Annotated in this window: 26 protein-coding genes; 7 read left to right on the top strand and 19 right to left on the bottom strand. The window is 58.6% G+C overall.

Translation table 11 applies throughout. The features are described from left to right. The first annotated feature begins 109 nt into the window (after positions 1–109). Positions 110–835, top strand: a complete 726-nt coding sequence (locus tag ACQK2Q_RS17600; RefSeq protein ID WP_425411052.1) for an SH3 domain-containing protein — start codon at positions 110–112, stop codon at positions 833–835. Between the two features lie 208 nt (positions 836–1043). Here the strand turns inward: ACQK2Q_RS17600 and ACQK2Q_RS17605 are convergent, their stop codons facing one another. After that, the gene (locus ACQK2Q_RS17605; protein ID WP_425411053.1) at positions 1044–1250 is read right to left on the bottom strand and encodes a hypothetical protein; all 207 of its coding nucleotides are present in this window, start codon (positions 1248–1250) and stop codon (positions 1044–1046) included. A 185-nt stretch (positions 1251–1435) separates the two neighbouring features. Further along, entirely contained in the window at positions 1436–2491 is a 1056-nt protein-coding gene (locus ACQK2Q_RS17610; RefSeq protein WP_425411054.1) for a DUF6607 family protein, read from the bottom strand. Between the two features lie 203 nt (positions 2492–2694). On the opposite strand from ACQK2Q_RS17610, the gene ACQK2Q_RS17615 reads away from it, so the two are divergent. The 4 genes from ACQK2Q_RS17615 (at position 2695) to ACQK2Q_RS17630 (ending at position 7410) form a co-directional block, all read left to right on the top strand. Next, on the top strand, positions 2695–4881 hold the full coding sequence (locus tag ACQK2Q_RS17615; protein WP_425411055.1) for a TonB-dependent receptor domain-containing protein: 2187 nt from the start codon (positions 2695–2697) through the stop codon (positions 4879–4881). A gap of 20 nt (positions 4882–4901) precedes the next feature. Further along, positions 4902–5093 (top strand): hypothetical protein, encoded by a 192-nt coding sequence (locus ACQK2Q_RS17620; RefSeq protein WP_425411056.1) that lies wholly within the window; start codon positions 4902–4904, stop codon positions 5091–5093. Further along, a complete protein-coding gene (locus ACQK2Q_RS17625) occupies positions 5094–5618 on the top strand; it encodes a hypothetical protein (RefSeq protein ID WP_425411057.1) in 525 nt (174 codons plus the stop codon). Between the two features lie 130 nt (positions 5619–5748). After that, the gene (locus ACQK2Q_RS17630; protein WP_425411058.1) at positions 5749–7410 is read left to right on the top strand and encodes a tetratricopeptide repeat protein; all 1662 of its coding nucleotides are present in this window, start codon (positions 5749–5751) and stop codon (positions 7408–7410) included. 4 nt (positions 7411–7414) lie between these two features. Here ACQK2Q_RS17630 and ACQK2Q_RS17635 read toward each other — a convergent pair whose 3' ends face one another. Continuing rightward, positions 7415–9538 carry a transglycosylase domain-containing protein gene (locus ACQK2Q_RS17635; RefSeq protein ID WP_425411059.1) on the bottom strand — a complete coding sequence of 708 codons (2124 nt, stop codon included), beginning with the start codon at positions 9536–9538 and terminating at the stop codon, positions 7415–7417. A gap of 289 nt (positions 9539–9827) precedes the next feature. On the opposite strand from ACQK2Q_RS17635, the gene ACQK2Q_RS17640 reads away from it, so the two are divergent. Then, positions 9828–10154 carry a hypothetical protein gene (locus tag ACQK2Q_RS17640; protein WP_425411060.1) on the top strand — a complete coding sequence of 109 codons (327 nt, stop codon included), beginning with the start codon at positions 9828–9830 and terminating at the stop codon, positions 10152–10154. A gap of 109 nt (positions 10155–10263) precedes the next feature. Further along, entirely contained in the window at positions 10264–10962 is a 699-nt protein-coding gene (locus ACQK2Q_RS17645) for a hypothetical protein (RefSeq protein ID WP_425411061.1), read from the top strand. A gap of 31 nt (positions 10963–10993) precedes the next feature. Here ACQK2Q_RS17645 and ACQK2Q_RS17650 read toward each other — a convergent pair whose 3' ends face one another. The 16 genes from ACQK2Q_RS17650 to ACQK2Q_RS17725 all read right to left on the bottom strand — a co-directional run bounded on the left by ACQK2Q_RS17650 (position 10994) and on the right by ACQK2Q_RS17725 (position 23383). Beyond that, positions 10994–11734 carry a hypothetical protein gene (locus ACQK2Q_RS17650; RefSeq protein WP_425411062.1) on the bottom strand — a complete coding sequence of 247 codons (741 nt, stop codon included), beginning with the start codon at positions 11732–11734 and terminating at the stop codon, positions 10994–10996. After that, positions 11734–12507: a DUF6090 family protein gene (locus ACQK2Q_RS17655; RefSeq protein ID WP_425411063.1), complete on the bottom strand. Its 774-nt coding sequence runs from the start codon at positions 12505–12507 to the stop codon at positions 11734–11736. Before ACQK2Q_RS17655 ends, ACQK2Q_RS17650 begins: the two co-directional genes overlap by 1 nt. A gap of 7 nt (positions 12508–12514) precedes the next feature. Beyond that, the gene (locus tag ACQK2Q_RS17660; protein ID WP_425411064.1) at positions 12515–12988 is read right to left on the bottom strand and encodes a hypothetical protein; all 474 of its coding nucleotides are present in this window, start codon (positions 12986–12988) and stop codon (positions 12515–12517) included. A 106-nt stretch (positions 12989–13094) separates the two neighbouring features. Then, positions 13095–13859 carry a hypothetical protein gene (locus ACQK2Q_RS17665; protein WP_425411065.1) on the bottom strand — a complete coding sequence of 255 codons (765 nt, stop codon included), beginning with the start codon at positions 13857–13859 and terminating at the stop codon, positions 13095–13097. Further along, complete coding sequence (locus tag ACQK2Q_RS17670; RefSeq protein ID WP_425411066.1) at positions 13859–14596, bottom strand: hypothetical protein; 738 nt, start codon at positions 14594–14596, stop codon at positions 13859–13861. The genes ACQK2Q_RS17665 and ACQK2Q_RS17670 overlap by 1 nt, the downstream gene beginning before the upstream one ends. Positions 14597–14598: 2 nt before the next feature. After that, a complete protein-coding gene (locus ACQK2Q_RS17675; RefSeq protein ID WP_425411067.1) occupies positions 14599–15354 on the bottom strand; it encodes a DUF6090 family protein in 756 nt (251 codons plus the stop codon). Continuing rightward, on the bottom strand, positions 15354–16121 hold the full coding sequence (locus ACQK2Q_RS17680) for a hypothetical protein (RefSeq protein ID WP_425411068.1): 768 nt from the start codon (positions 16119–16121) through the stop codon (positions 15354–15356). Before ACQK2Q_RS17680 ends, ACQK2Q_RS17675 begins: the two co-directional genes overlap by 1 nt. Positions 16122–16129: 8 nt before the next feature. Further along, positions 16130–17197, bottom strand: a complete 1068-nt coding sequence (locus ACQK2Q_RS17685) for an SMP-30/gluconolactonase/LRE family protein (RefSeq protein ID WP_425411069.1) — start codon at positions 17195–17197, stop codon at positions 16130–16132. 121 nt (positions 17198–17318) lie between these two features. After that, entirely contained in the window at positions 17319–18086 is a 768-nt protein-coding gene (locus tag ACQK2Q_RS17690) for a hypothetical protein (RefSeq protein ID WP_425411070.1), read from the bottom strand. Between the two features lie 2 nt (positions 18087–18088). Continuing rightward, positions 18089–18811: a hypothetical protein gene (locus tag ACQK2Q_RS17695; RefSeq protein ID WP_425411071.1), complete on the bottom strand. Its 723-nt coding sequence runs from the start codon at positions 18809–18811 to the stop codon at positions 18089–18091. Next, complete coding sequence (locus tag ACQK2Q_RS17700) at positions 18811–19566, bottom strand: hypothetical protein (RefSeq protein WP_425411072.1); 756 nt, start codon at positions 19564–19566, stop codon at positions 18811–18813. Before ACQK2Q_RS17700 ends, ACQK2Q_RS17695 begins: the two co-directional genes overlap by 1 nt. Further along, positions 19566–20321 carry a hypothetical protein gene (locus ACQK2Q_RS17705; RefSeq protein ID WP_425411073.1) on the bottom strand — a complete coding sequence of 252 codons (756 nt, stop codon included), beginning with the start codon at positions 20319–20321 and terminating at the stop codon, positions 19566–19568. The genes ACQK2Q_RS17700 and ACQK2Q_RS17705 overlap by 1 nt, the downstream gene beginning before the upstream one ends. After that, on the bottom strand, positions 20321–21058 hold the full coding sequence (locus tag ACQK2Q_RS17710) for a hypothetical protein (RefSeq protein WP_425411074.1): 738 nt from the start codon (positions 21056–21058) through the stop codon (positions 20321–20323). Before ACQK2Q_RS17710 ends, ACQK2Q_RS17705 begins: the two co-directional genes overlap by 1 nt. Next, positions 21055–21855, bottom strand: a complete 801-nt coding sequence (locus ACQK2Q_RS17715) for a hypothetical protein (protein ID WP_425411075.1) — start codon at positions 21853–21855, stop codon at positions 21055–21057. The genes ACQK2Q_RS17710 and ACQK2Q_RS17715 overlap by 4 nt, the downstream gene beginning before the upstream one ends. Continuing rightward, a complete protein-coding gene (locus ACQK2Q_RS17720; RefSeq protein ID WP_425411076.1) occupies positions 21852–22607 on the bottom strand; it encodes a hypothetical protein in 756 nt (251 codons plus the stop codon). The genes ACQK2Q_RS17715 and ACQK2Q_RS17720 overlap by 4 nt, the downstream gene beginning before the upstream one ends. Further along, positions 22604–23383 (bottom strand): hypothetical protein, encoded by a 780-nt coding sequence (locus ACQK2Q_RS17725; RefSeq protein ID WP_425411077.1) that lies wholly within the window; start codon positions 23381–23383, stop codon positions 22604–22606. Before ACQK2Q_RS17725 ends, ACQK2Q_RS17720 begins: the two co-directional genes overlap by 4 nt. Position 23384 lies beyond the last annotated feature (1 nt).

The raw sequence follows: 23384 nt of genomic DNA on the forward strand, positions 1-23384 counted from the left end.
TCAGACTGTGCAACAAAGGTAAAAAATCTGTCGCCGCATTGGCGCCAATCAAGCCTATCGCAAGAATAGCGGTGTATTTTTCGGCGATCATGCACAGGGAATAATTTTCATGAAATTTGCAGCAAAGTTGATTTTAATTGTCGCGGGTTTCACGGCGGTCAGCGCGTGTTCGACATTGTCCGATATGGACCCCTTTGACGGCGGCGCTCCCGATTACGCCGCCGGCGCGCCGGTCAATCTTGCGCTTTCCGGCGCGGACCGCGACGCCCTTGCGGCGGCGTTCACAGCGGCCATGGGATCGGGAGAAAGCCGGGCGTGGCGCGGCTCGCGGGCGACGGGCGTTGTCGAGCCCATGGGCTACGCGCTTGGAAATCTGAAAGGCGATCCCGCGGCGCGCATCGATGCTGCGCGCGGCGATTTCGATCTGGCGCACACGGTGGAAACCGAAATGGGCCTTTACGTGCTGACGCGCAATTCAAACATTCGGCTCGGGCCGGGCACGGATGCGCGCGCCGCCGAAGTCCTCTCGTCCGGCACCGGCGTCGATGTGGTCGGCCGCGTCAGCGACAAGAACTGGATGCTGGTGGCGGCGGATAATGTTATTCGCGGGTATGTTTTCGGCGATTTGCTGATCAAGGCGCCGGGCTCGGAACTGGAGCTTGCGGGCGGGCCCATGCGGCGGCCCGTTCTGTGCCGGAAATTCCGTCAGCGGATCAATATCTACTCGGAAAGAGCCGAATGGGAAGGCGCGGCGTGCAATGACGGCGACGGGTGGCGGATTGCCGCGCCGCCGGCGCCCGATGAAAATGCGCCCGAAGATCTGCTGGAGTTCTAGGTAATTGCGCGCGAGGATGAAGAAAACGGTCTGGATATTGTTTGCCTCCTGTTCGCGGCGGCATACGTCTATTCAGCGTCTATTCAGGCAATCCGGTCATTGAAAATATCGCGGATTACGGCTCCGCCGGGCTTGGCTCCACTGATCCGTGCAACGATCGCTTGATCTATTGCAGCTGCATGGGCATACCCTGAAACGTCTCGGACGCTTACACCAGCGCGATGCGGCCTTCGTTTAAATGCTGTATGAATGAATCCAGCGACAGGGTGAAGGCGCTGGCGCCTGAGCGCTTGCAAAAGCCGATGCAGTCGCTGCGGCGCTCAAGCCTGTATCGACCGGCTGGCGCCCGCTCGCAGGAATCGCCGCATTTGTAAAAAACGGTTTCTTTGACGATGACTTTTGCGTTGGGCGGCACGACAGAACGCCTTTCTGTTTTTGCTGTGTTGTTAACATAGCCAACAGATATGACCGCCAATGGTTCAAATAACGTCGAATTTCAGGCGAATTGCCGCGCGCCCATTAACTCGGCGTTAGAAACGGGAAAAGCGGCGGCGATTGCAACCGCCGCCGCTTTTTCAATTTTGTCGCCATATGCCGGCGTTACTGCGCACCCAGCGCCGGGGTCGATGCGACGCGCGTCGCCAGCGCGTCGGGCGTTGTTGTCGTGTATTGCGCGATCACCGCGCGCGCTTCTCCCGCCGCTTCGCTGCTTGTTTTTTCACCGTCTTTCACCGCGCCGGCGAGATCCAGCACTTTCATATAAAGATCTTCCGGTTCGCCCTGTATGGTCAGCCCGAATTCAGCGTTCTGGTTTTCAATACGGGTCCATTCATCGCGCACCGCGGCCCAGAAGTCTTGTGTCTCTGTCCAGTAATCATCACCGACCGCCACATCGAAATCGTCAAAATGCGTGTAGGTGTTGACGCCGATTTCGCGCGCCAGCGCGCGCGGAACGCCGTCCGTCAATACGAGTTTGGTGTTATCCTGTTCGTGCACCCACCCGTCCGGCGTGATGGTGTGGCGGTTGACGGCGTCCACGGCGTGATAGTCGTCGCGCGTTGTGGCGTCGCGGCGCGGCAGGGGGCGCCATTCCGCAGGCGGCGTCCATTCGGAAACGCCGTCCTGATGCGTCCAGCGCCCGAGCGCGCCATAGCGCGGCGCATCATCCACCTGGTAGACGACCTGGCTCCACTGGCCCCTGGCGTCTTCAGCGGCGACGGGGCGCTTCTCCCAGGTATTGCCGCCCACAAAGACGAGAACGCTTTCCGGCTCATAGGCCCAGTCCTGGCGCCAGTGCTTGACGGGAAACTTGTCTTCGCCGCCGACAACCAGAATATGCTGCAGACTGATGAAATCGCCCTCGTCGGCGATCACGCGGACAATTTCATGCCCGCCGGAAAGTTTCCTGTCCTTCAGCGCATAATCTTCATCGAATGACACGGTCTCGATGAAATCGAACGTGACCTTGTAATCGCCGGCCATGGCGAGGATTGCCTTGCGGTCGGATTCGAATTGCGCCGCCGTCTGGCGCGCGGCGTTTGCGGGCGCCGTTTGCGCCGCCGGCGCGGCGGCGCTCGTCTGGTTTGTCGGCGCTGTCGCGCACCCCGCCATGGCGAGGGCCGCAAGCGCGGTGAAAATCGTTGTTGTCTTCAGCATGGATATACCCCGTTGGTTGGTCGGTCTTGTCGCCGCCATGAAAGCCGGCGCCGGAAAGCGGCCCGGCCGCTTTCCTGATGTTCAAGGCGATGTCATTTTTTCAATACTGCGAATGATTCTAAGTTGCAATCGCGTATTTACGATGATAGGTAACAGCAATTGAGAATGATTTGCAATTACAAACAGGATCCAAGAGGGGCGCAGTGAAACAGTTTTTTTTGATGGGCGCAGGCGCGGCGGCGCTGTTGAACGCGGCGGCGGCGCAGCAACCCGGCGAGAATGATGGCGCGCCGGCCGGCGGCGAGCCTTACGACATCGCATTTGCGGACGAGGCGCAGCTCGACGGGATTACGGTTTACGCCACGCGCAATCCAATTCCCGCTTTCGATTATCCGGGGCAGGTCACCGTCATCGAGAAAGACGTGATCGATGATTTCAATCCGTCGACCATCTCCGACATCTTTGACGCTGTACCGGGCGCCAACTTTTCCAGTGGGCCGCGCCGCACCGGCGACACGCCAGACATTCGCGGCCTGTCGGGCGAGGGCGTTCTGGTGTTGTTTGACGGCGCGCGTCAGAGTTTCCTTTCCGGCCACGACGGCCGGTTTTTCATCGACCCTGACCTTGTGCGCGCGGTGGAAGTTGTGCGCGGACCGACATCGGCGCTTTACGGCTCCGGCGCGCTCGGCGGCGTCATCGCCTTGCGCACAATTACGGCGGACGACCTGCTCGAAGAGGGCGAGACTGCCGGCGTCAAGGCGTCCAGCGGATTTCAGAGCGTCAATGACGAGCTCCGGATTTCCGGAACCGGCGTCTGGCGCAGCAGCGATGAAAAACTCGATCTCGTTACGAACTTCACCTTGCGCGATTCCGGCGATATCGATCTTGGCAGCGGGCTCTCTCTCCCGGCGGATGATCAGATCCTTTCCACGCTGATCAAGGCGACGGCGCGCCCCAGCGACGATGTCACGTTTTCCGCGCAGTGGATGCGCTATGGCGGCGATTCCATCGATCCGAATAATCCGCAAGGGAATAATATTGGCGGGCCCGGCAATGGCGAAGTTCAGCGCGACATCGATTCTAACACGTTCCAGGGGACGTTGAACTTCAACCCCGCCTCCAGCACGCTGATCGACGCCAATCTCGTGGGCTATTTCACCCGCAATGTTGTTACTGAAGACGAACTGGACACGACCCGCATCGTCTCGCGCGAAGTGGAGACGCTCGGCGTCGCGCTCGATAACCGCTCCACATTTGCGCTTGGTCCCGCGTCGCTCACATTGACTTATGGCGGCGAGTATTACCGCGACGACCAGATCGGCCGCGATAACATGACGGCGGACGGCACGCGCGGCGGCGTTCCCGACGCCACAAGCCGGTTCTACGGCGCCTTCGCGCAAGGGGAGCTTGCGCTTGAAGGATCGTTCGGCGTCTTCACCCTTATCCCCGGCGTGCGCTGGGACCGGTTCGAAAATGACGCGCCGGGCGATCCCTCAACAAAAGACGACGCCGTTTCGCCGAAAATCGGCGCTTCGTGGAAGCCGGTTCCGGAACTGATCGTCTTCGGCAACTGGGCCGAAGCGTTTCGCGCGCCGTCCTTCAACGAGATCTACGCCGACAATGTGCATTTCCAGATTCCGAACCTTTCCGTACCGGGACCGTTCGGCCCCTTTGGGCCGCCGGCCTTTGTCACGAATTTCTTCGTACCGAACCCGGACCTCGTGCCGGAGCAATCCGAAACATGGGAAGTCGGCGCCGGCGTTGATTTCGAGAATATCTTTTTCAACGGCGACAGTTTCACCGCCAAGGGCTCCTATTACGAGTCCGACGTAACCAACCTCATCGACCTGGAAGTGAACATTCCCTTCACCTGTTTTTTGACGCCGGACATGCTGTTTCCGGGCGCGCCGCCTTGCGGCTCCGGCCAGGCGTTCGGCAATTTCTCGCGCAACGTCAATGTCACCAATGCGGCGCTCGACGGCGTGGAGCTTGAGGCGCAGTATGATTCGACATACTTCTATCTGCGCGGCAATTTCTCCACCATTGACGGCCGCGATACGGATATGGGCGATTTTGTCGGCGTGCTGACGCCGGACACTTATTTTGTCGACGGCGGGGTAAAATGGCCGGAGGCCGATCTGCGCCTCGGCGCGCGCGTGCTCGTCGCCGACGATTTCACCAAAGTCAACGATCCGGTCAACGCCCGAGAGGGCTATGCGGTGGGCGATATTTACGCCGTATGGGAGCCGTCAATTGCTGGGCTGAAAGGGCTGCGCGTCGATCTCGGCGTCGATAATGTGACGGACGCAGACTACGAGGTCGTCGCCGCGGGCGTCAGTCAGCCGGGCCGCAATTACAAGATCGCCGTGAGCTGGCGGCAGGGATTTTAAACCGCAAACTGGAGAAAAGCATGAACCGAACCCGCGGCGAAGACCGATCGCTTTATTCCTGGTTGACCCTGCAGGAAAAAATCATCCGTATGTGGATTGAAGAAACGCTCGCCGCCGCGCCGCGCGAAACCGATTTCATCGCAAAACTGGAAGCGCATCATCGCTGGCTCGCCGAGCAGATAGACGCGCTTTCCACCAGGAAAGCCGCCTGAATGACAAGCAGCAATAAAAACCCGGCGTCCTTGCTGGCCGCCGCCTCGGGCGCAGCCCTCACCATCTGGCTCTATCTGAACGGCGAAGCGATCGGCGCCGCGATTGCGGGCGAGGCGGGGCGCGAAGCGATCATCGCCGCCATCTGGTCTCACGTGGGCTGGGGCGTTGTGACGGCGCCGCTCATCATGGGGTATCTCGTCCTGCGATGGCGCGCGGCGCGCGCGGCGTATGCGCAACGCGGCGCACTCGAACGCTTCGGTAAATTCGTCCTTTGGGCGCTCGCCGCCGTCATTATCTTTCTGATCGTCACGGGTCCCATTGTCGTGTGGACATACGGCTCGGACCTTAAGGTTTTCGACCTGTTCGTCATCCCGACGCCCACGGGAAAAGTCCCGGTCATTCACGATCCCTTAGAGCTTGCGCATGTCTGGGCGGCGAAGGCCGCGCCCTGGCTGGCGGGGCTGGACGCGGCGCTCTGCGGCGCGGCGTTGTTGCGCGCGCGGCGTGAGGCCGCTGCAGACTGAGAAACTGACATACGCCTCTGCAAACAAACCCCGGCCCTCAGCGCGGTGAAACGAAGGATATACGCGACGAATTGTTTGGACCCGCCTGCGCCGCACGATAAGGTTTCGCCACGGTCGACGGGAGCGTTACATGTTTCGGTTTATTTCTTTGCGTATTGTTATTGCAATCGCTGTCCTGTCCGCGGGGCCGGCTGGAGCAGCGCCTGAATTCTCCGCCGAAGATTACCGCGCCGATATTCAGTTCCTCCGCGAAAATTTAAAACAGCGTCACGTGGCGCCGTTTGATAATCTGAGCGAAGCCGAATTCGATACTGAGCTCGATGCGCTCGCTGCGCGCGCCGGCGACATTACATTCAATGAATTCATCGTCGCGCTGGCGCGCATCGGCGCCGGTCTGAAAGAGGGCCACACCGGGCACATGCCGGCTTTTGACGGCCAGCTCGATTTGCCGATCCTGCCCGTCGAACTTTTTCCGGTCAGTGACGGCATGGCCTTGATCGCTGCGCATCCGGATTATGAAGTTATTCTCGGCGCCGAAGTCATGGAGATCGGCGGCGTCGCCATGGAGGAAATCGCCGCCGCCATGGCGCCGCTTTATTCGCGCGATACGGACGCCGCCTTGCCCAAGGGCGTCGCGGCGCTGGCCCGCGCGCCCGCGCTGTTGGAAGGGGCCGGCGTTGTCGACAGCGCGCAGGACGCGCATGTCATCACTATACGGAAAAATGGCCGACGCACGCGCGTGCAGCTTCAGCCAATGTCAAAATTCGAGACTATGGGCCGCGTCGCAGACACCAGATTTGTCGTGGCCGGCGGTGATCCGGCGCCGCGCTGGCTGCGCGATCGCAACAATCCGTGGCTGCGCGACCGTCTCGACAATGGGCGCGCGATGTATTTTCAGTTTAACAGCGCTGACACGGGCAGGGATGACGAGCGCAATGCTGAAGATTTCCGCAATTTCATCGATGAGATGGTTACGGAAATCGAAAACGATCCGTCGATCGAGCGCATGATTGTCGATATGCGCTGGAACGCAGGCGGCAGTTACAACAACACGAAGCAGGTCTTGCCCGCCCTGATTGCAACGGGCCGGTTCGGCGAACGCGGGGATCTTTATATTCTGACCAGCCCCATGACCTTCTCTGCGGCATCACTGCATACGGAAGCTTTCGAAAACTGGATGGCGCCGATAATCGTCGGGATGGCCGGCGCGGGACGGCCCGCTCATTTTGCAGAGCTCGGCCGGTTTCGCCTGCCGCGCACGCAGCTTGAGTTTCGCTTTTCTATCGCCGCCACGACGGACTCGCGCGAGCACCGTCCCGCCTTCGCCCCGCATCTGGCGGTGTGGCCGAGCGCGGCGGATATCCGCGCCGGGCGCGACCCGGTGCTGGACGCCGCCATACAATATGATCCGGAAACGGATGATTTACGCGCTGTCTTGAAAGGCGCCCTTCGCGAGGGCGGGGCGGCGGCGCTGCGTGAGACCTATCTTGATATCAAGTCAAACGAAGCCGGCCGGTATATTTTCGAAGAGGCGATCCTGAGCGATATCGGCGAGGATTTGTTTTTGAATGACAAGAATTACGAACAGGCGCTCGCCGTATTTCAGCTGAATGCGGAACACTATCCGTGGTCGCCCGAAGTCTACAATAATCTGGCGCACGCCTATCGCGCGCTTGAGGAGAAACAGGCGGCGATAGAGAATTTCGAAAAAGCGATGGCGATCGACGTGCGCTACGGCTACGCCCTGCCGATGGTGCGCACAATGCGCGAAGAAATCGCCGAAGGGGATTAAAAACCTACCGCCTGATGCGCCGGCCCCGGCGTTCGTCGCCGTCGCGGCGCACGCGCGAAAAGCCGCGCGCCACCTGGTCGTAAAAATTGAGCAGCACCGGTTCGGACGCATAAGTCGCCGCCGGATAAGCGCCGTCCATTTCCGCGATCTGCAGGCCCTGATGCGCCGACAGCATGAATTCTTTCCAGATCGCCGCGGGAATGGAGCCGCCGGTCACCTTTTCCATGGGCGTGTAGGCGTCGTTGCCGACCCAGACCCCGGCCACAAGCTGCGGCGTGTAACCGACAAACCACGCATCGCGCCAGTCATTGGTGGTGCCGGTCTTGCCGGCGGACTGACGCCGGCCGAGATAGGCGCGCCGGCCCGTGCCGGACAGCATCACCTGATAGAGAAGGTGGTTCATTTTCTTGGCCACGTCCTCGCTCATCACCCGGCCCGGCGCGCGGTCTTCATGCTGAAATAAAATCTCGCCGTCGCGGGTTTCGATCTTTTCGATGGCGTAAGGTTCGGGCGCGAGACCTTCATTGGCGAACGGAATATAGGCGCCGGTCAACTCTTCCAGCGTGACGTCCACGGCGCCGAGCGCGATCGAGCGGTGCGGCTGGATGTCCGAATGAATGCCAAGCCGTTGCGCCGCTTCGGCCACCTTGCCGCGCCCGACGCGTTCGGTCACCTGCACGGCGACCGTGTTGATGGATTTCGCCAGCGCTTCTGAAAGCCGCACCGGGCCGGCGAACCCTTCGGTGTAATTGGTCGGCTTCCACCCGGCGATGTCGATGGGCTGATCCACAAATCGCGAATTCGGCGTAAAGCCCGCTTCCATGGCGGCGACGTATACGAACGGTTTGAAGGCGGAGCCCGGCTGGCGTTTTGATTGCGCGGCGCGGTTGAACTGGCTTTCCTTATAGCTTCTGCCGCCCACCATGGCGCGCATGGCGCCGTTGGCGTCATAGGCGACGAGCGCCGCCTGATCCGCGCCCTTGATGCGCGCATCGACGTCGAGCGCGGCCTTCACCGCGGCTTCCGCGTCGCGCTGCAGCTTCTGGTCCACCGTCGTCGTGACAATAAGATCGCCGGGTACGTTCGGCGCCATGGCTTTGGCTTTCGCCGCCGCATAGTCGAAGAAGTAACCGAGGTCGCTGTCCACATTCTGGTTCATGATAACCGGCGGCTGCAGCCGCGCCTCGCGCGCCTCGAACGGTTCGACGGCGCCGATCTCCAGCAGATTGTCGAGAACGGCGTTGGCCCGGCGCTGCGCGCCTTGCGGGTTTTGCGTCGGCGCATAGGTGGAGGGCGCTTTCGGCAGCCCCGCCAGCATCGCCGCTTCGGCGAGCGTCACGTCGCGCGCCGATTTGCCGAAATAGGTCTGCGCCGCTGATTCAACGCCGTAGGCGCCGGCGCCGAAATAAATCCGGTTGAGATAAAGCGACAGAATTTCGTCTTTCGTGTAATGGCCTTCCAGCCAAAGGGCGAGCAGCGCCTCGCGCGCCTTGCGCTCATAGGTCTGCTCCGGCGACAGGAAAAGGTTCTTCGCCAGCTGCTGAGTGATGGTCGAGCCGCCCTCGGAGATGCCGCCAAGCTTGGCGTTGGTCATGACGGCGCGCAGCGTGCCGCGCAGATCGACGCCGAAATGATCGAAGAACCGCCGGTCCTCCGTAGACAGAATGGCCTTGATGAGATGGTCTGGCAATTCGCCGGGATCCACATGCTCGCCATATTTGGCGCCGCGCGCGGCGATTTCCGCGCCATTGCGGTCAAGCACGATGATCGCAGCCTGCCGGTTGACGTTCCACAGATCGGCGTCCGCCGGAACGCGCGGGGCCATATAAATAAATGCAAAGCCGAGCGCGGCGGCGCCGCCGACAAGCCCGGCGGAGACGAGAGCCAGCGCGATCGAGCCGTATAGTCTGCGCCATGCGAAACCATCGCCGGGCCGTTTCGGGTATTTCGTTTCCTCGGCGTAGGGGTCGCGTGCTTTCTTTTTGCGTTTTTTGATAAAGCCGCTGATATCATCGCGCACCGCGCCCGCGCCGCGCTTTAAATCTTTCCAGACGCCGAGCGCCACAGCGCGCAGCCCGCTTGGGTCGAAGGCCGGTTTGTCATCCCTGTTCTTGTTTTCGTCGCCCATAGTCACTCAACTTGCAGATACTGCGCAGATATTGCGCCGCCTTATAGGCCGCACCGGCCCGGCGCGCCATAGTGCCCCTCGTCGCCCGCAAAAATGGCGTCAACGCGGCGAGAGGGCGGGGCTTCAATGACAATAGGGTAAGGTGAAAAACCGGACGCCCGCGTAAATTTCAGCGCCCCTTGTTGCCTCATGACGCTATTCGGGCCAACAATAGCATGGTTAACGGGGTGCGGTGAGCAGCGCCGGGGGACGGCGCCGGGCCCGCAAGACATACGAGGGGTCGGGGGAGATGGAGCAACTATCTGCGTTTTTTGCCGAATTGCTGGACTGGGCGCGCGAGGGGTACGAGCAAATCAACGCTCTGCAGGGGCTCATCATCGCCTTATACGCCACATCGAAAATGGCTTACTGGAGCCGCGTTTTCGTGGTCGCTGTCAGCGCCAGCATCGTGCACGCCATCGCCGATTTTCTCCTGCCGGCGATCGTCAACGATACGGCGCCGAACCTGCCGCCGATCCTCGAGGGCGATTACTGGAAATATCTCGCCGTGCTTTATCTCGGCTATGTGGTGCTGATCACGCTGTTTTATACGGTCAGGCGCACACTGATGAAATAGGCGCGGAGGGCGCGCGATGGGCGCGTGGGTGGCGCGCCGCAAAGCAGACGTAAAAAAGCGCGTTGCGCACAATGCGCGCATGGTAAAAAGTTCAAGCGTGGGGTGTTGAATGCTGGAAATTGTAAAAATTATTCGCCGGACGATAGAGGGCTCGCTCCTCGCCATGGCGATTATCGCCGTGGCGGCGTTTTTGGGAACGTCGGAAACCATAAACATCCTGCTCGCCGAGCGTAGCATCCCCTCCATCCTGTTTTTGCTGATGATCGCCATCGTACTGGCGGACATCATCGCCAAGATCATCACCATCCTGAATACGACATTCCCGGACCTCGTACCCGACGTGAATGAAGCTGACCGGAAAAAGGCCCGGCTGATCGGCCGCCTGCGCCCGGGGCAGACCATGGCGCTCATGTCCGGCGCCTATACCGCGCGCGTGTTTTTGTTCATCGCGATTTTCGCGGCGCTGGGGGCGAGCTATGCGGCGGCGCCGCAAGCCGCCCAGGAAAATCTGTTCGGCGATTTCACCGCCATTGAAGCGATAGAAGCCTTTATCCGTCAGGGCGTCGCCGGGTCTATCGGGTATTTTCTGTTTTTTCTGGGGCCGGACAATCTGAAACCGATCACCGGCGCCATCATGACCGAAGACCTCGTCTCAGCGTCAACGGACGGCGATGTTTTCCTCGCAGGCGTCAGGCTTTACGGCTTCGCGTTTGTGCTGGCAGTTCTGCGCACGCTCTTCACGCCGGTGACTTATTTGCGCGCCCGCCTGCGCTCGCGCAAGATTTCCGATGAAGCTGCGGCGGCGTAAAGACCGTTAAACTGGTCAGGACCGGGAAGAATCATTCGTTCTCGCCCAATGTTTCCAGCCTCGATCTTGTTTGCACTGCGGACGCCGCATAGGCCTCGCGCAACGTTTCCGCATGAGCGCGCTGTTCATCGAGTATGTCGTAAAGAAACGCGGACAGATTCCGTATGCGCTTCTCGTCCATGAGCGCCGGATAATCTGTCGCATCGTCACGGCGCGGCTTTGCGCCCGCCGCTTCAAAGTCGACCATATTGGCGATATGATAATCAGTGAGCAGAAATTCATCGACCCAGCGATGCTGAAACCGCGCCATGTCCGCTTCATATTCGCGGATCGCCGCAATCTGAACGCTCTGATCCACCAGGGATTGCTGCAGCGTCAAATCCTGCAGGACGCCGATGCGCCCGGCGTTCTCCAGCGCCTGATAGGTGTTGCGCTGAACATTGAGAAATTGAAGTTCATAAAGGCCGACGCGCACCAGATCGTCAAAGGCGCGGCGCGCAATTGCGTCTTTGCCGGCGTTGGCGAGGATGGCGAGCGCCTGCTGGCGATCGCCGATATGCGCGACGTGCTCATTGAGCAGCCTGGTCGATACCGCGATATCTGTTTGCAGCGACTTCAGATAGGTCGCTTCGCTTGCGCGCTCGCGCCGCGCGTCGTTCCAGTTCGCCACCTGAATACCGATGAACACGCCGACGACGACGATGATAAAATCGAGCGCGACCGCCGTCCAGTTCTGCGCTTTGACGTGTTCGGTAATGCGGCGGAGGAGCATTATTCGGTTTCCTTTGCGCTGAACGCGCCAAGCACCCGTTCAAGCAAGACAATGTTGCCCCTGTTGTTGATCTGCACAGAGGCGACCATGGAATATTGATGCCTGAGGCTTTCGCGGATCATCGTTGAAGACCGCAGCGACTGCGCCGCGTTATTGATCATAGACGCGTCGATATTGAGCACGCATTCAGACATAAAATCTCTCGCGACGTTAAGGTCGTCCAGAACGTCGCTGCATCCCTCTCTGATGGCGAGCTGGAGGGGCAGGGGAATAAGCGACCGCACAGCCAGCCTGTAGGGCGAGTCGATCAGTCGTGTGTTCACGTCATCATTCGAATCCTGAAACTTGTAATATTCTGAAAGCCCGCTTTCGATGGCGACGCCGGGCAGGAGGCCGATATGTCCTGATGAGACAATTTCGTCCCATGTGGCGCTGTTTGGCGGATTATTGTTGAACTCGCTCGCGCGATAGGCCGCGACGACGAGCATCTTCGCGTCAGCTTCGGGACTGGACAGAAAGCGATCCGTTTCAACCACGCTGTCGAGTACATGAGCATAGTACCCGAAAAGTGACCGCGCGTCTGCGAGATCTTGTTCAAGGTCAACGATAAGACGGGTAGTGTAAACGTTGCCAAGCCGTTGCTCCGCACGCTCATCATTCCAGTTTGCGACCTGAATACCGATAAAAACGCCGACAACGACAATGACGAAATCGAGCGCGACCGCGGTCCAGTTCTGGGCCTTGACGTGCTCGGTGATGCGGCGGAGGAGCATCGTCGCGCTAGTTCTTGATCTCGACCCGGATCAACCTGATCGGGACGTCATCGCTGAGGTTGACGACAGAGTGCGGCGCTTCGGGTTCTTTCCACATGGTAAGGGGGAAAGTCAGCGGCGTATCCAGTTCGCGCGTGTCGAAAATCGTATTGCCGTCAGCATCGTTATCGGTGAAGTGACCGGCCTCCTGAATGTAAAGAACGCTGGGCCAGCGATGCGAATGCAAGGGCTCGACTTCTTCCGGCGTTACGGTGACTTCCAGCACCCGGACGGCGTCGTTTTCCAGCAGAATTTTATGATTGTCCGGCGCGGCGGCGACCGCATCGAGTTCGGCGGGCCAGTCAGCGGGATTACCGGTTGCGTAGCCGAGGACATTTTCGTCTTCCGCCGGCGCAGCCTGTTCCTCAGCATTGGAGCAGGAAACAACAGAGAAGGCGGCCAGAATGCACAAAGCGGATTTGAGATCGATCAGGCGATTCATAATTGTTTCTCTTTCAAAGTTATTTGTATGGATGAGTGTAACGGCGCCCGCGAGTGCGGTTCGGTTCCAGGATGTGTCCGTGTTCGGCGAATGCGGCGCAGGAGCATCAGCGTTTCTCCAGGGCTTGATCGATTGCGTTCATCGCCGTTTCCGCGTGCCCGAGCATGTCGGGATAGAATTGAAGCGCATATTCATTCTGTCCTGCCCAGAAACGCAGCATGCCGGCGATCTCCGCATCGTCGCGCATGCGGCGTAAGGTCGGCGAAATGTCCAGCGCTTGGAGGTCTTCTGCGCAGTCGGTTGTGAGTTCCTCAAACGTGCCGCTCGTGATGCGATAACATCGTTTCCACAATATCGCTGATTCCTGGGGGGAAAAGGCGCTGCGCACGCGCTCGCGATATTCCGGCGGCGTAGCGTTGACCACATCCCAGCCGTCGATGAAGTTGTAAAAAGCATCAACCTTGGATCGCACATCTTCATCTGACGGCAGCCCGAGCCGGCTCATTTCCTGATATTTCGATGTGGCGTATCCTGTGCCCCACACTTGCGACGCATGGAAGGCGTTAATCAGCGCTAACGCGCAGGCGTCGGTGCAATCCTGCTCGCGCTCGATAAAGGACAGGGTTTTCAAACTGCTTTCGACCACGCGTTTCACAAACCGCGCCTGATAGTCGATCATCGCGGTGTTGGACCTGATTTCATCGCGCAGTTGTGCGAGATACGCGTTTTCCTGCGCCCTGAAGGCTCTTGCCTCATTCCAGTTGGCGACTTGAATACCGATGAAGACGCCGACGACGACGATGACAAAGTCGAGCGCGACCGCCGTCCAGTTCTGCGCTTTGACGTGCTCTGAGATGCGGCGGAGGAGCATCAGCGTTTCTCCAGTTCTGCGTTGATCAGGTCAAGGACGTCCTGCGCCTGTGGTTCGACCTCGTCATACAACTCGATAGACCTGTCCTTTAACCAGTAGTGAAACGAAGCATGCCGGCGGAGAAGCTCCCGGTTATCGCGGATATCTTCGGCGAGGCTTTCCTGCGTTCTATCTTCGAACAATTTCTGCGTTCGCACATCGTAACGAAAGGCATCGAAACCATAATAAATTCGGTCTTCGCCCTGTTGCACCCACGATATGTTGCTTTCGATGATGTATAGCGCCGAGTCATAGCGCGCGTGCAGCTTTATGAGGCCAGTGCGGATCGCTTCATCTGCGATGATGTCGAAGTTTCCGGTAGTGATGAGGTCATCAAAGGTTGTTCGATTGGGCCTGAAATTCGCAAAGAACGCGCCCGTTGTGAGATAGCCATTCGTCGCCGCGACGAGGTCTTCGCCCGACACCCCGCTGCTATATAACTGGGTCGTAAAATCCTCGATCGCCTGGATAGAACTTTTAGCGAATGCGCGTTCTTCGCGAATATGTGCGATCGTCAATTCAATCTCATCTGCGAAGCGATCAAGATATTGCGTTTCACTGAGCCGTCCCTGGCGCACATCGTTCCAGTTCGAGACCTGTATGCCGATGAAGACGCCGACGACGACAATGACGAAGTCGAGCGCGACGGCGGTCCAGTTCTGCGCTTTGACGTGTTGGGTGATGCGGCGTAGGAGCATTGTTATTCGATCTCCGCTTTTACCAGCGCCGCAAGCGCTTCGGCCCGGGCGGCCATGTCGCGTGAGTCGTCTCGCAAGCGCTGCTGCACGGCGCCCATGGAGCGCAGGGAATCGACGATTTCGGGACGGCTGCGCGCTTCTTCCAGGAATGCGGCGCGGTCGAACGCCGGCGGCGGCGGCAACGCTTCGGGCGCCAGCGCCGCATGCGCGCGCGCCCAGGCGAATTGTTCGCGCGTCAGCAATCCGCGGATCGCCGCGCGATAGGCGAACTGTTCCTCGCGCATAAGGCTGTCCCATTGGCGCCCGGCGGAAAGCCGTCCGTAATATTCGCCAAACGCCCGCTTCAGCTCGACTCTTTCTAGAAGGCCGAGGGCGCCGGTGCTGATCATTTCATTATAGGTCGTCGGGTTGCCTTGCGGCAGATAGGCGTAGCCTGCAGACGGCACAATTCTCATCAGTTCGCCGTCGCTGATTTTCTCAGCGCCGACGGCGCCTTCAAGAACCGCGAGCAAATCTTCCGCCGCTTCGTCGATCATATTGGCTGACGCGACGCCGCGCGCGCCCGTTGCGCGGTCGCTTTCAAGGTCGATCAGCAGTTGTTCGAGATAGACTTGTTCCCGTTCGCGCAGGGCGCGCGCGTCGTTCCAGTTCGAGACCTGAATACCGATGAACACGCCAACGACGACAATGACGAAGTCGAGGAAAACCGCGAACCAGTTCTGCGCCTTTACGTGCTCTGTGATACGGCGCAGGAGCATCACTCTTCTCCTTCTTCGCCGGCGTCATGCGTCATCCCAAGAGCTTGGTCAATCGAACGGTGAAGCGCATCATAAGAGGGAGTGAGCTCAATAAAACTGGCGAGATAATAGACATTGTAATTGTCGACATTGGCGCCGAACCCGTTGAGAAACTTTTGATTGGCGCGCATCGCCTCGCCGTCGCAGGACGCGACGGGGACAAAACCGTCGATGTCGTCGGGAGCATCAGTTGGCTCGATGCCGACGCGCATCAAATCCGGGAATTCGAAAGGCAGATCGAGGGCGCTGTTCGAAATGACGTCAACGACGCTCCTTATTTCATCGCGCAGGCGCATCAAAGCGCCCGCAGACTGGCGGACGTCCGGATCGGAGATCCGCCCAAATCTTCCCGTGGCGATCAATTCATCAAGCACGGGGATGGCGCCCGTCGCGAAGGGCAGGTAATTCGAATGGGCGAGAGCGGTGCATTCTACTTGCGTCACCGGACGCGGCGGGACGACGCCCAGCAACATCTTGCGCAATTCATACATTCTGTACATCTGAGTCTCGGTCGCCGCCTCGTGCAGCTTACGGTCTTCGATCGCCGCGACCGTCTCGTCATGAAAGCGTTCCAGGATAGCGGCTTCATCCTGCCGCTCGGCGCGCGCGTCGTTCCAGTTGGCGACCTGAATACCGATGAAGACGCCGACGACGACAATGACAAAGTCGAGCGCGACGGCGGTCCAGTTCTGGGCTTTGACGTGTTCGGTGATGCGGCGGAGGAGCATGTCAGCGTTCACTCTCTGTCAATCTTGACGAGCGCGTCGCCGAGCCCGCTGATATAGACCGGCCCGCCCTCCGGCGAGAGGATGACGCCGGTCAACAGGCCGGGCATGGGACCAAATGCGCCGGGGCCCACAAGATCGAGAACGCCTTCGCCTTTTTCTCGCCGCCGCTCCATTTCCGCCACGAGTTTGCGGCTCGCTGCCGGCGTCGGCTCGAAGAAGGTGCGCATGGCGGTCGTTTCCGGATTGACGATGAAGACGGCGTTGGCCAGCGGGGATGCGATCCAGAGATCGCCGTTTTCGTCGAGTTCGATATTGTCGGGCGTCGTCACGTCAATCAGCGTACGGCGATTGCTGAGGGCGCCGGTTTGAGCGTCCACATCGAAGCTGAGGACGCGGTTCGCCATAAGCTCCGCCACATAAAGGCGGTTGCGATCGGCGTCGAACGCAATCCCGTTGGCGAAAGCGAGATCGCCGACAACGCGTTCGGCCGCCGGCTCGCCCCCGTGCATGTCATCCGGCGCGATGCGATAGACGGCGCCGTCCGTTAACGGACGGTCGGCGGCGGCGAACATGCGCGCTTCGGACCCTTCGCCCGCGGCGTTTTCGGTCGATTGCGTAAACCAGACGGCGCCGGAGGGATCACGGACGAGGTTATTGACGCCGAAGGGATGATCGTAAATGCGTGTAACGGTTTCCGTCGAAACGTCCGCCCGGTAAATGTGCCCGGAGGTGATGTCCGCGATGAGCACGTGGCGCCCGTCCGGTTCCCAGGAAACGCCGTTAGGGCTGTTCCAGTCAGGCGCAGGCTTCGTTTTGAAGCCGGCGGCGGCGAAATCGCCGAAGGCGCGCTTCGTTCCGTCCGGCGCCAGCACCACGAGCCCATGATCCCAGTCGCCCACAAGCACGCGCCCGCCGGAAAGGACGACGCCGTCCTCGGCGTGAGTCAGCGACCGGTCAGCGGGAAAAAGCGCGCCGTCCTCAAATGCGTAAGGAGAATTGCGCGCCGACGCGCCGTCTTCATTGGCGCAACTAGCGACAACGCAGCCCATGAGTGCGGCGCAGACGATTTTGAACATCACGTTCTCCCGAATCTAAAGCTGTGCGGAACTTTCCGATAGCGCAAACGACAGTAAGGAAACCGAAACGCCACCGCTGTCCAGTTCTGCGCTTTGACGTGTTCGGTGATGCGGCGCGGGATCATGGCGCGAGTCCGATTTCCTCGGCGATGGCCGTGTTTGCGGCTTCAGCGTAGCGGATCATGTCCGGATAGCCGGTCAGAGCGAAGATGTTCTGGCCCAGCCAGAATTGTAGCTCCCGCGCCAATGCCGGATCGGCGCGAATGTCCTGCAACATGGCTTTTACGTCCAGCGCCTTAAGGTCGTCGATACAGTCGCGGGTCAGTTCTTCAATGACAGAGCCGGGCAAACGCATGCAGCCGGTCCATAAATGTTCGGCGGCCTCCGGCGTGAAATAGCTCCGTATGCGCTCTCTGTAGGGCGGCGCCGCGCCGTTCACAGTGTCCCATCCGTTTAAATAGGAATAAAACTCCTGCACTTTCGTCGAAACGACTGGACTCGACGGAAAGCCAATGCGCTTAGCTTCCTGATATTTGGTATAATCGTAAGGCGTGCCCCAGACCTGTGAGGCATGAAAGAAATCAACGAGAAGCGCCTCACACTGGCTGACGCAATCATCGCCGCCATTTAGAAAAGCGAGACCGCGCCGCCCGCTGGCGACGACCTCGTTTACATAGCGCGATTGAAACTCAAGAACGCGAACGCTCTCGGCGATTTCATTGCGAAGCTGAACAAGAAACTCTCGTTCAGTATGGCGCTGCAAGCGCGCATCATTCCAGTTCGCCACCTGAATACCGATGAAAACGCCGACGACGACAATGACGAAGTCGAGGAAGACGGCGAACCAGTTCTGCGCCTTGACGTGTTCGGTGACGCGGCGGAGAAGCATCGCTAATCTCTTTCTTCTAGATGGTCGCGGACCTGGCGGGCCAGTTCCAGTTGGCGGCGCAAGAGCTGATTTTCATTGACGGAAATCCCCGCAATGATTCCGATTGCCGGCGGAATGCGCGGGTCCGACAGAAAGCCCGCCTCATCGAAACCGACGACCTGCATCGATATTTCTTCAGTGTCGGTATTAAATTCGCCTTCGAAATAGCTGAAGACCGTGCGCTGCTCGTCAACGACATTCTGGCGCAGGACGCGCCAGCTTTCGCGATTGCTGGAAACGGCGAGGTCATATTCGAACAGCGCATCGCGCAGCGCTTCAGCGCGGATGATGCTGAGATTGCCGGTCGACACCATTTCCACAAAGGTCGCGGACGGCCCGGCGGGCGCGGCGCTCGCGCCAATCCGGCCAATGGCGGCGGCGGCGTCCTGTTTCATCGGTTCGCTGACGCCCGCCCCGGAAGCTTCGATATAATCCAGCAAAACCTGTCCCGCCTCGACGCTGGCGCGTGACGCCGTCAGCCCAGTCTCAAGATTCTCCGTAATAAGAGCGAAATCCTGCGCCAGCCGTTGCAGATACACCGCCTCCTGCGTGCGCTGTTCACGCGCCGCATTCCAGTTCGCCACCTGAATACCGATGAAGACGCCCACAACGACAATGACGAAATCGAGCGCCACCGCTGTCCAGTTCTGCGTTTTGACGTGCTCTGTGATGCGGCGGAGGAGCATCAGTCAGACTCCGTTATGTCGTGTTGCAGATCCAATTGTTCGTCGACGGCCGCATGAAGGTTGGCAAGGCCGGCCGAGACGGGCTCGACTGCGCCCAGGACATAAGCCTGGTACCTGTCCTGATTATCCGCTGCGTCGTTCAAAAAAGCGACGCTCGCCCTCATGGCCGTCGTCCGGCAATCATAGACTGTTTTCGTCCGTCCGGGGTTATCCGTACGCGGCTCGACCGATACGACGATGAGATCCGGATATTTTCTCGGTATCGGCAGCACACCGCTATTGGTCGCGCTGATCAGGTCTTCAGCGCGTTCTGCGCTTTGCGCGAACCGAAGCGCCGCCTCACGGACGGCCGCCGACGACAGCGTATCCAGTCGCCCGGTGGAAAACAGTTCGGTCAGCGTCGGCAATTCCGCGGTGGCGTTGGAATAGATATGCGACTCGGCCACCGCGACGCATTCGCCGATCGTCAACGCGCGCGTTTCGCCTTTTTCGAAGAACGTCGCCATGGCGCTGTAAAGCGCGGCGTTGTTGGCGCGGCGCTGCTCGAGGTAACGTCTTCGGTCTTGCGTCAACTGAACGATTTCGCCGTGCAGACGCTCAAGATAGCGCTGTTCGCCAATGCGGCGGTTGTTTTCGTCGACCCAGTTTTGACCTTGCAGGCCGATGAAGACGCCGACGACGACAATGACGAAATCGAGCGCGACGGCGGTCCAGTTCTGCGTCTTTACGTGTTCGGTGATACGGCGCAGGAGCATTATCGGGCCTCCGCAAGGTTGCTGTCGATCATCGCCTGGATCTGCCGGACTTTGCTCTGCGCCACCTTTGCATTGAAGTATCTTCCCACCTGCAACCGCAGATATTGCTCCGAAGCGGTGCGAAAGTCGGGATCAGACAAAAGCGCTGCGTAATCGGCGTCGACAACCGCGGGAAGCTCGGCGTCAATAAAGTTGAAGTCATCGTCGTCCGGCAGTTGGTAGCGGGTCGAAAGACGGGAATGACGCCGAAACGCCGGCACGAAAGGCGTCATCATATCGGTGATTGCGGCGTTCGACAGGTTGATCGTCTCCAGACTCTGGTCGTATTCAAGCAGACGAAGACGCAGCGCCTTGTCGGTAATGAGGCGTAGTTCGCCGGCGCTTTGCAGGTCGCGGAATGTGCCGGAGGGCGGCGGCGGATCGCCAAAGACGTCCCCATAACTGAGCGCCCTCATCACCGCCCCTCTCGCTTCGTCATTGAATTCGCCGGAATGGAGAGATGAGACCACAATCTGCAGATCGCCGATAACGCCCTCATAAAATCCGACAAGCTCGTTTGTGACCACCGAAATATCTTCATAATCGGAGCGCAGCTCTTCAAGAGACTGAAGGGATCGGCGGTTTTCAGCCTGCGCATCATTCCAGTTCGCCACCTGAATACCGATGAACACGCCGACGACGACAATGACGAAATCGAGCGCGACGGCGGTCCAGTTCTGGGTTTTCACGTGCTCAATGACGCGGCGGAGGATCATTAGTTTTCTTTTCTCCCATCAACAAGCCGAATGATCGTTTCTGTCACATCGATCAGGCCGGTTACGTTGTTTATGTCCTGTTTTGCGGTGAGCTGACGGGCGACAAGAATATTTTCAAGTACTGGATCGTTCGCTAACACCTCACGCGAGTTGCCAAATCTTGGCGGCGCGATAAGGGAAAGTGTTTCATCGCTTTGCCGGAAAATCGCCGCGGATGACAATTGCGTCGAAAAGTAAGGGTTTTGAAATCCATCCCGGAAATTCAACTCGTCGCTTTGCTCCCGGCGGAGTTCAGCAAGCGTTCCATCCCATTGTTCGAACGCGTCGGCAATTTCCTTATGCTTCGGCAGGGAAAGATAGTCCGACGCAAGCACCACATCGAGCGCATTGCGTTTTGGATAAATACCCATCACGCGAACCGATTGCCATAACAGGTTATCTATCCTTGAGGTTTCCGCATCGATTGATTGATCAGCGAGAATTTCACGCAGTTGCGCGATATCCTCGAATTGCTGTTCAGCGCGAGCGCGAGAATTGGTGAAGCGATCCAAATTATCATTCATCTCCACGCGAACTGCGATCAGTTGCCGGTCAAAAACCTCTTGATCCGCACGGGCCGCATTCCAGTTACTCACCTGAATACCGATAAAAACGCCGACGACGACGATGACAAAATCGAGCGCCACCGCCGTCCAGTTCTGTGTCTTTACGTGTTCGATGACGCGGCGCAGGATCATTGCGTTTCTTCCGTCACATCGCCGGTCGCCTTTACTGGGCGCCCAAACGCTTCAAGGTTTTCGCGGATGCGTTCTATCGCCAACGCCGCCATCACCGAATGATAATAGGCTTCGTCTTCCCAAGCGTAGAATCTATTGCGCAACGCCTCGTCTTCACAGACTTGCGCCAGCGGCGCCATTAGCGTGCTTTTCCGAACCATTTCCGGGCTTCCGATAACGCCTTGTCGCAGCGCGTCAACAATCTGATCCGGGCCTTCCATCACCAGCGGACCAGGCTGTACGATGTGAGAGACATCTTTCGCCGTCATGGCGGTGCGTTCATTCATGCTCATGGACTTTTGTTGCAACGTATTGAGCCTTGTCGACAACGCCATCAGGCGTTTTCGGGTGTCCGGCGTCTGGAAGGGCAGAAAATTGTCATTATTGATCAATTGGTCGAGGGCTTTTGTGTCCAGAGCAAAGCTGACCAATACGCCTGTCGGGGCAAAGGCGGCCTGCACATTGGCGTGGGCTTCGTCACCCGCGCGACAAGCGCGCAGATCCTCGATCGCCTGCTGAACGAGGGGAAGACTTGTTTCAACTGTTTCTCGAGTCGACTCCAGCGATTCGAGATTGGTTTGCAGCTCGACAATTGTCCGGTCGAACGCTTCCTCATAGATTTGATGTTGTTGACGCGAGGCGTTCCAGTTGCCGATCTGCACCCCGATAAACACGCCGACCACGACGATTAAAAAATCGAGCGCAACCGCCGTCCAGTTCTGCGCCTTGACGTGTTCAGTGATGCGTCGGAGGATCATTGCTCGTCCTCATGGGTCACATTGAGGCTTGCATCGACGGCGTCGTGAAGGTCCGCGAATACCTGTCGTGAGCGTAGATATCCGCTCCCGAATGAATCGACGAAAGTGGTTATGTTTTCACCGACGGCATTGAGAAATGCGCTGTCTTCCTTCATGCCCGCAACATCGCAAGTGTAGACAACGTCAAATCCATCTTCATCCAAAGGGTCGTCGATGGGTACGATGGCGTAAGTAATGAGTGCAGGGAACTCCGTTGATAATTCATGCCGGAGCGGTCTTAAGTCGTCGAGCAGGCTGTCCGTGATCGACTGGCGCTCTAAAAGCGCGCTTATAGCAGTTAAAATATCGTCATTGGTGATGAGATTGAGGCGGCCCGTCGCCAATAATTCTTCAATAATGGGAACGCTGATTCTCTGCACAAAAGGCCAATCGGAATTGCCCAATGACGTGCATTCCGCGGAAGTCAGGGTTTGCCGGTCAATCTTTTCGAAAAGCACTTTTCGGGCCGTGTAAAGGCGTCGCAAATTTTCGTGTTCCGCGTCGGTTATCCGGCTGCGTGTCGCCTGAACTGATATCAGCTCTTCATGCAGCCGCTCAAGAATGCGACGCTCTTCGCTGCGGGCCTGGCGTTCCTCGTTCCAGTTATTGACCTGCAAGGCGATAAGCACCCCGAGAATAACGAGTACAAACTCAATAAGGACGGTGGCCCAGTCCTGGCGCTTCAAGGCGGATGCAATGCGGCGGAGGATCATTTCTCGCGCTCCGCAAGCAAGGCCTCAAGAATACTTTCCGTCGACTTTTGGTAGATCTGCAACGAGATAATTTTGATATCGATATTACTCAAATGGCGCCCAAGCTCACGTTCCATTGCGTCATAATCCTGCAGCGCCAATAATGATTTTTGCAACAACGCCGGGTCCGCATTCAAGCTACACTCATCCGTCAGATCGACAACCAGGGAGCCATCTTCCTGCAAAATGAATTTCTCCTTGCATTTTTCACGTATGAGCGCCTGCAACCGGTACGGCATATAAATCCGAAGATTCGAACGATAGGGCGTCGTCTCTTCATGAAGGCGCTCTGCGTTTCCTAACGTGAGGTAATACGTCGCCAACAGGCTGCGCAGCTCGGCGTCAGGAATGGCGCTCGCAATTCCGGCGCCAAGCAGTTCGTTATACGTTGCTCTTTGTGCTGTGTAATAACGAATTTGAGACGCTTGGTAGGCGTCAATAAAGAACGTCTCGCTGGCCTGTAGCTCCCCCGCTTCCAGTCTCGCCAATGTCGCGACGCCGTGACGTTTGACCTGATCATAATACCCGGCGAGTTCGGCCTGCATTTTCTGTTCAGCGCGCAGATCGTCAATTAGGCGATCGTAATAGGTCTGTGTAGTCTGGTTAAGGCGACGCGCCTCATTCCAATTCGCCACCTGAATACCGATGAAGACGCCGACGACGACGATGACGAAGTCGATCGCCACTGCCGTCCAGTTCTGGGCCTTTACGTGTTCGGTGATGCGGCGCAGGAGCATG

Origin of the sequence: Hyphococcus sp., assembly GCF_965228385.1 — a bacterium.
In the GTDB taxonomy this organism is placed as follows: Bacteria; Pseudomonadota; Alphaproteobacteria; order Caulobacterales; family Parvularculaceae; genus Hyphococcus.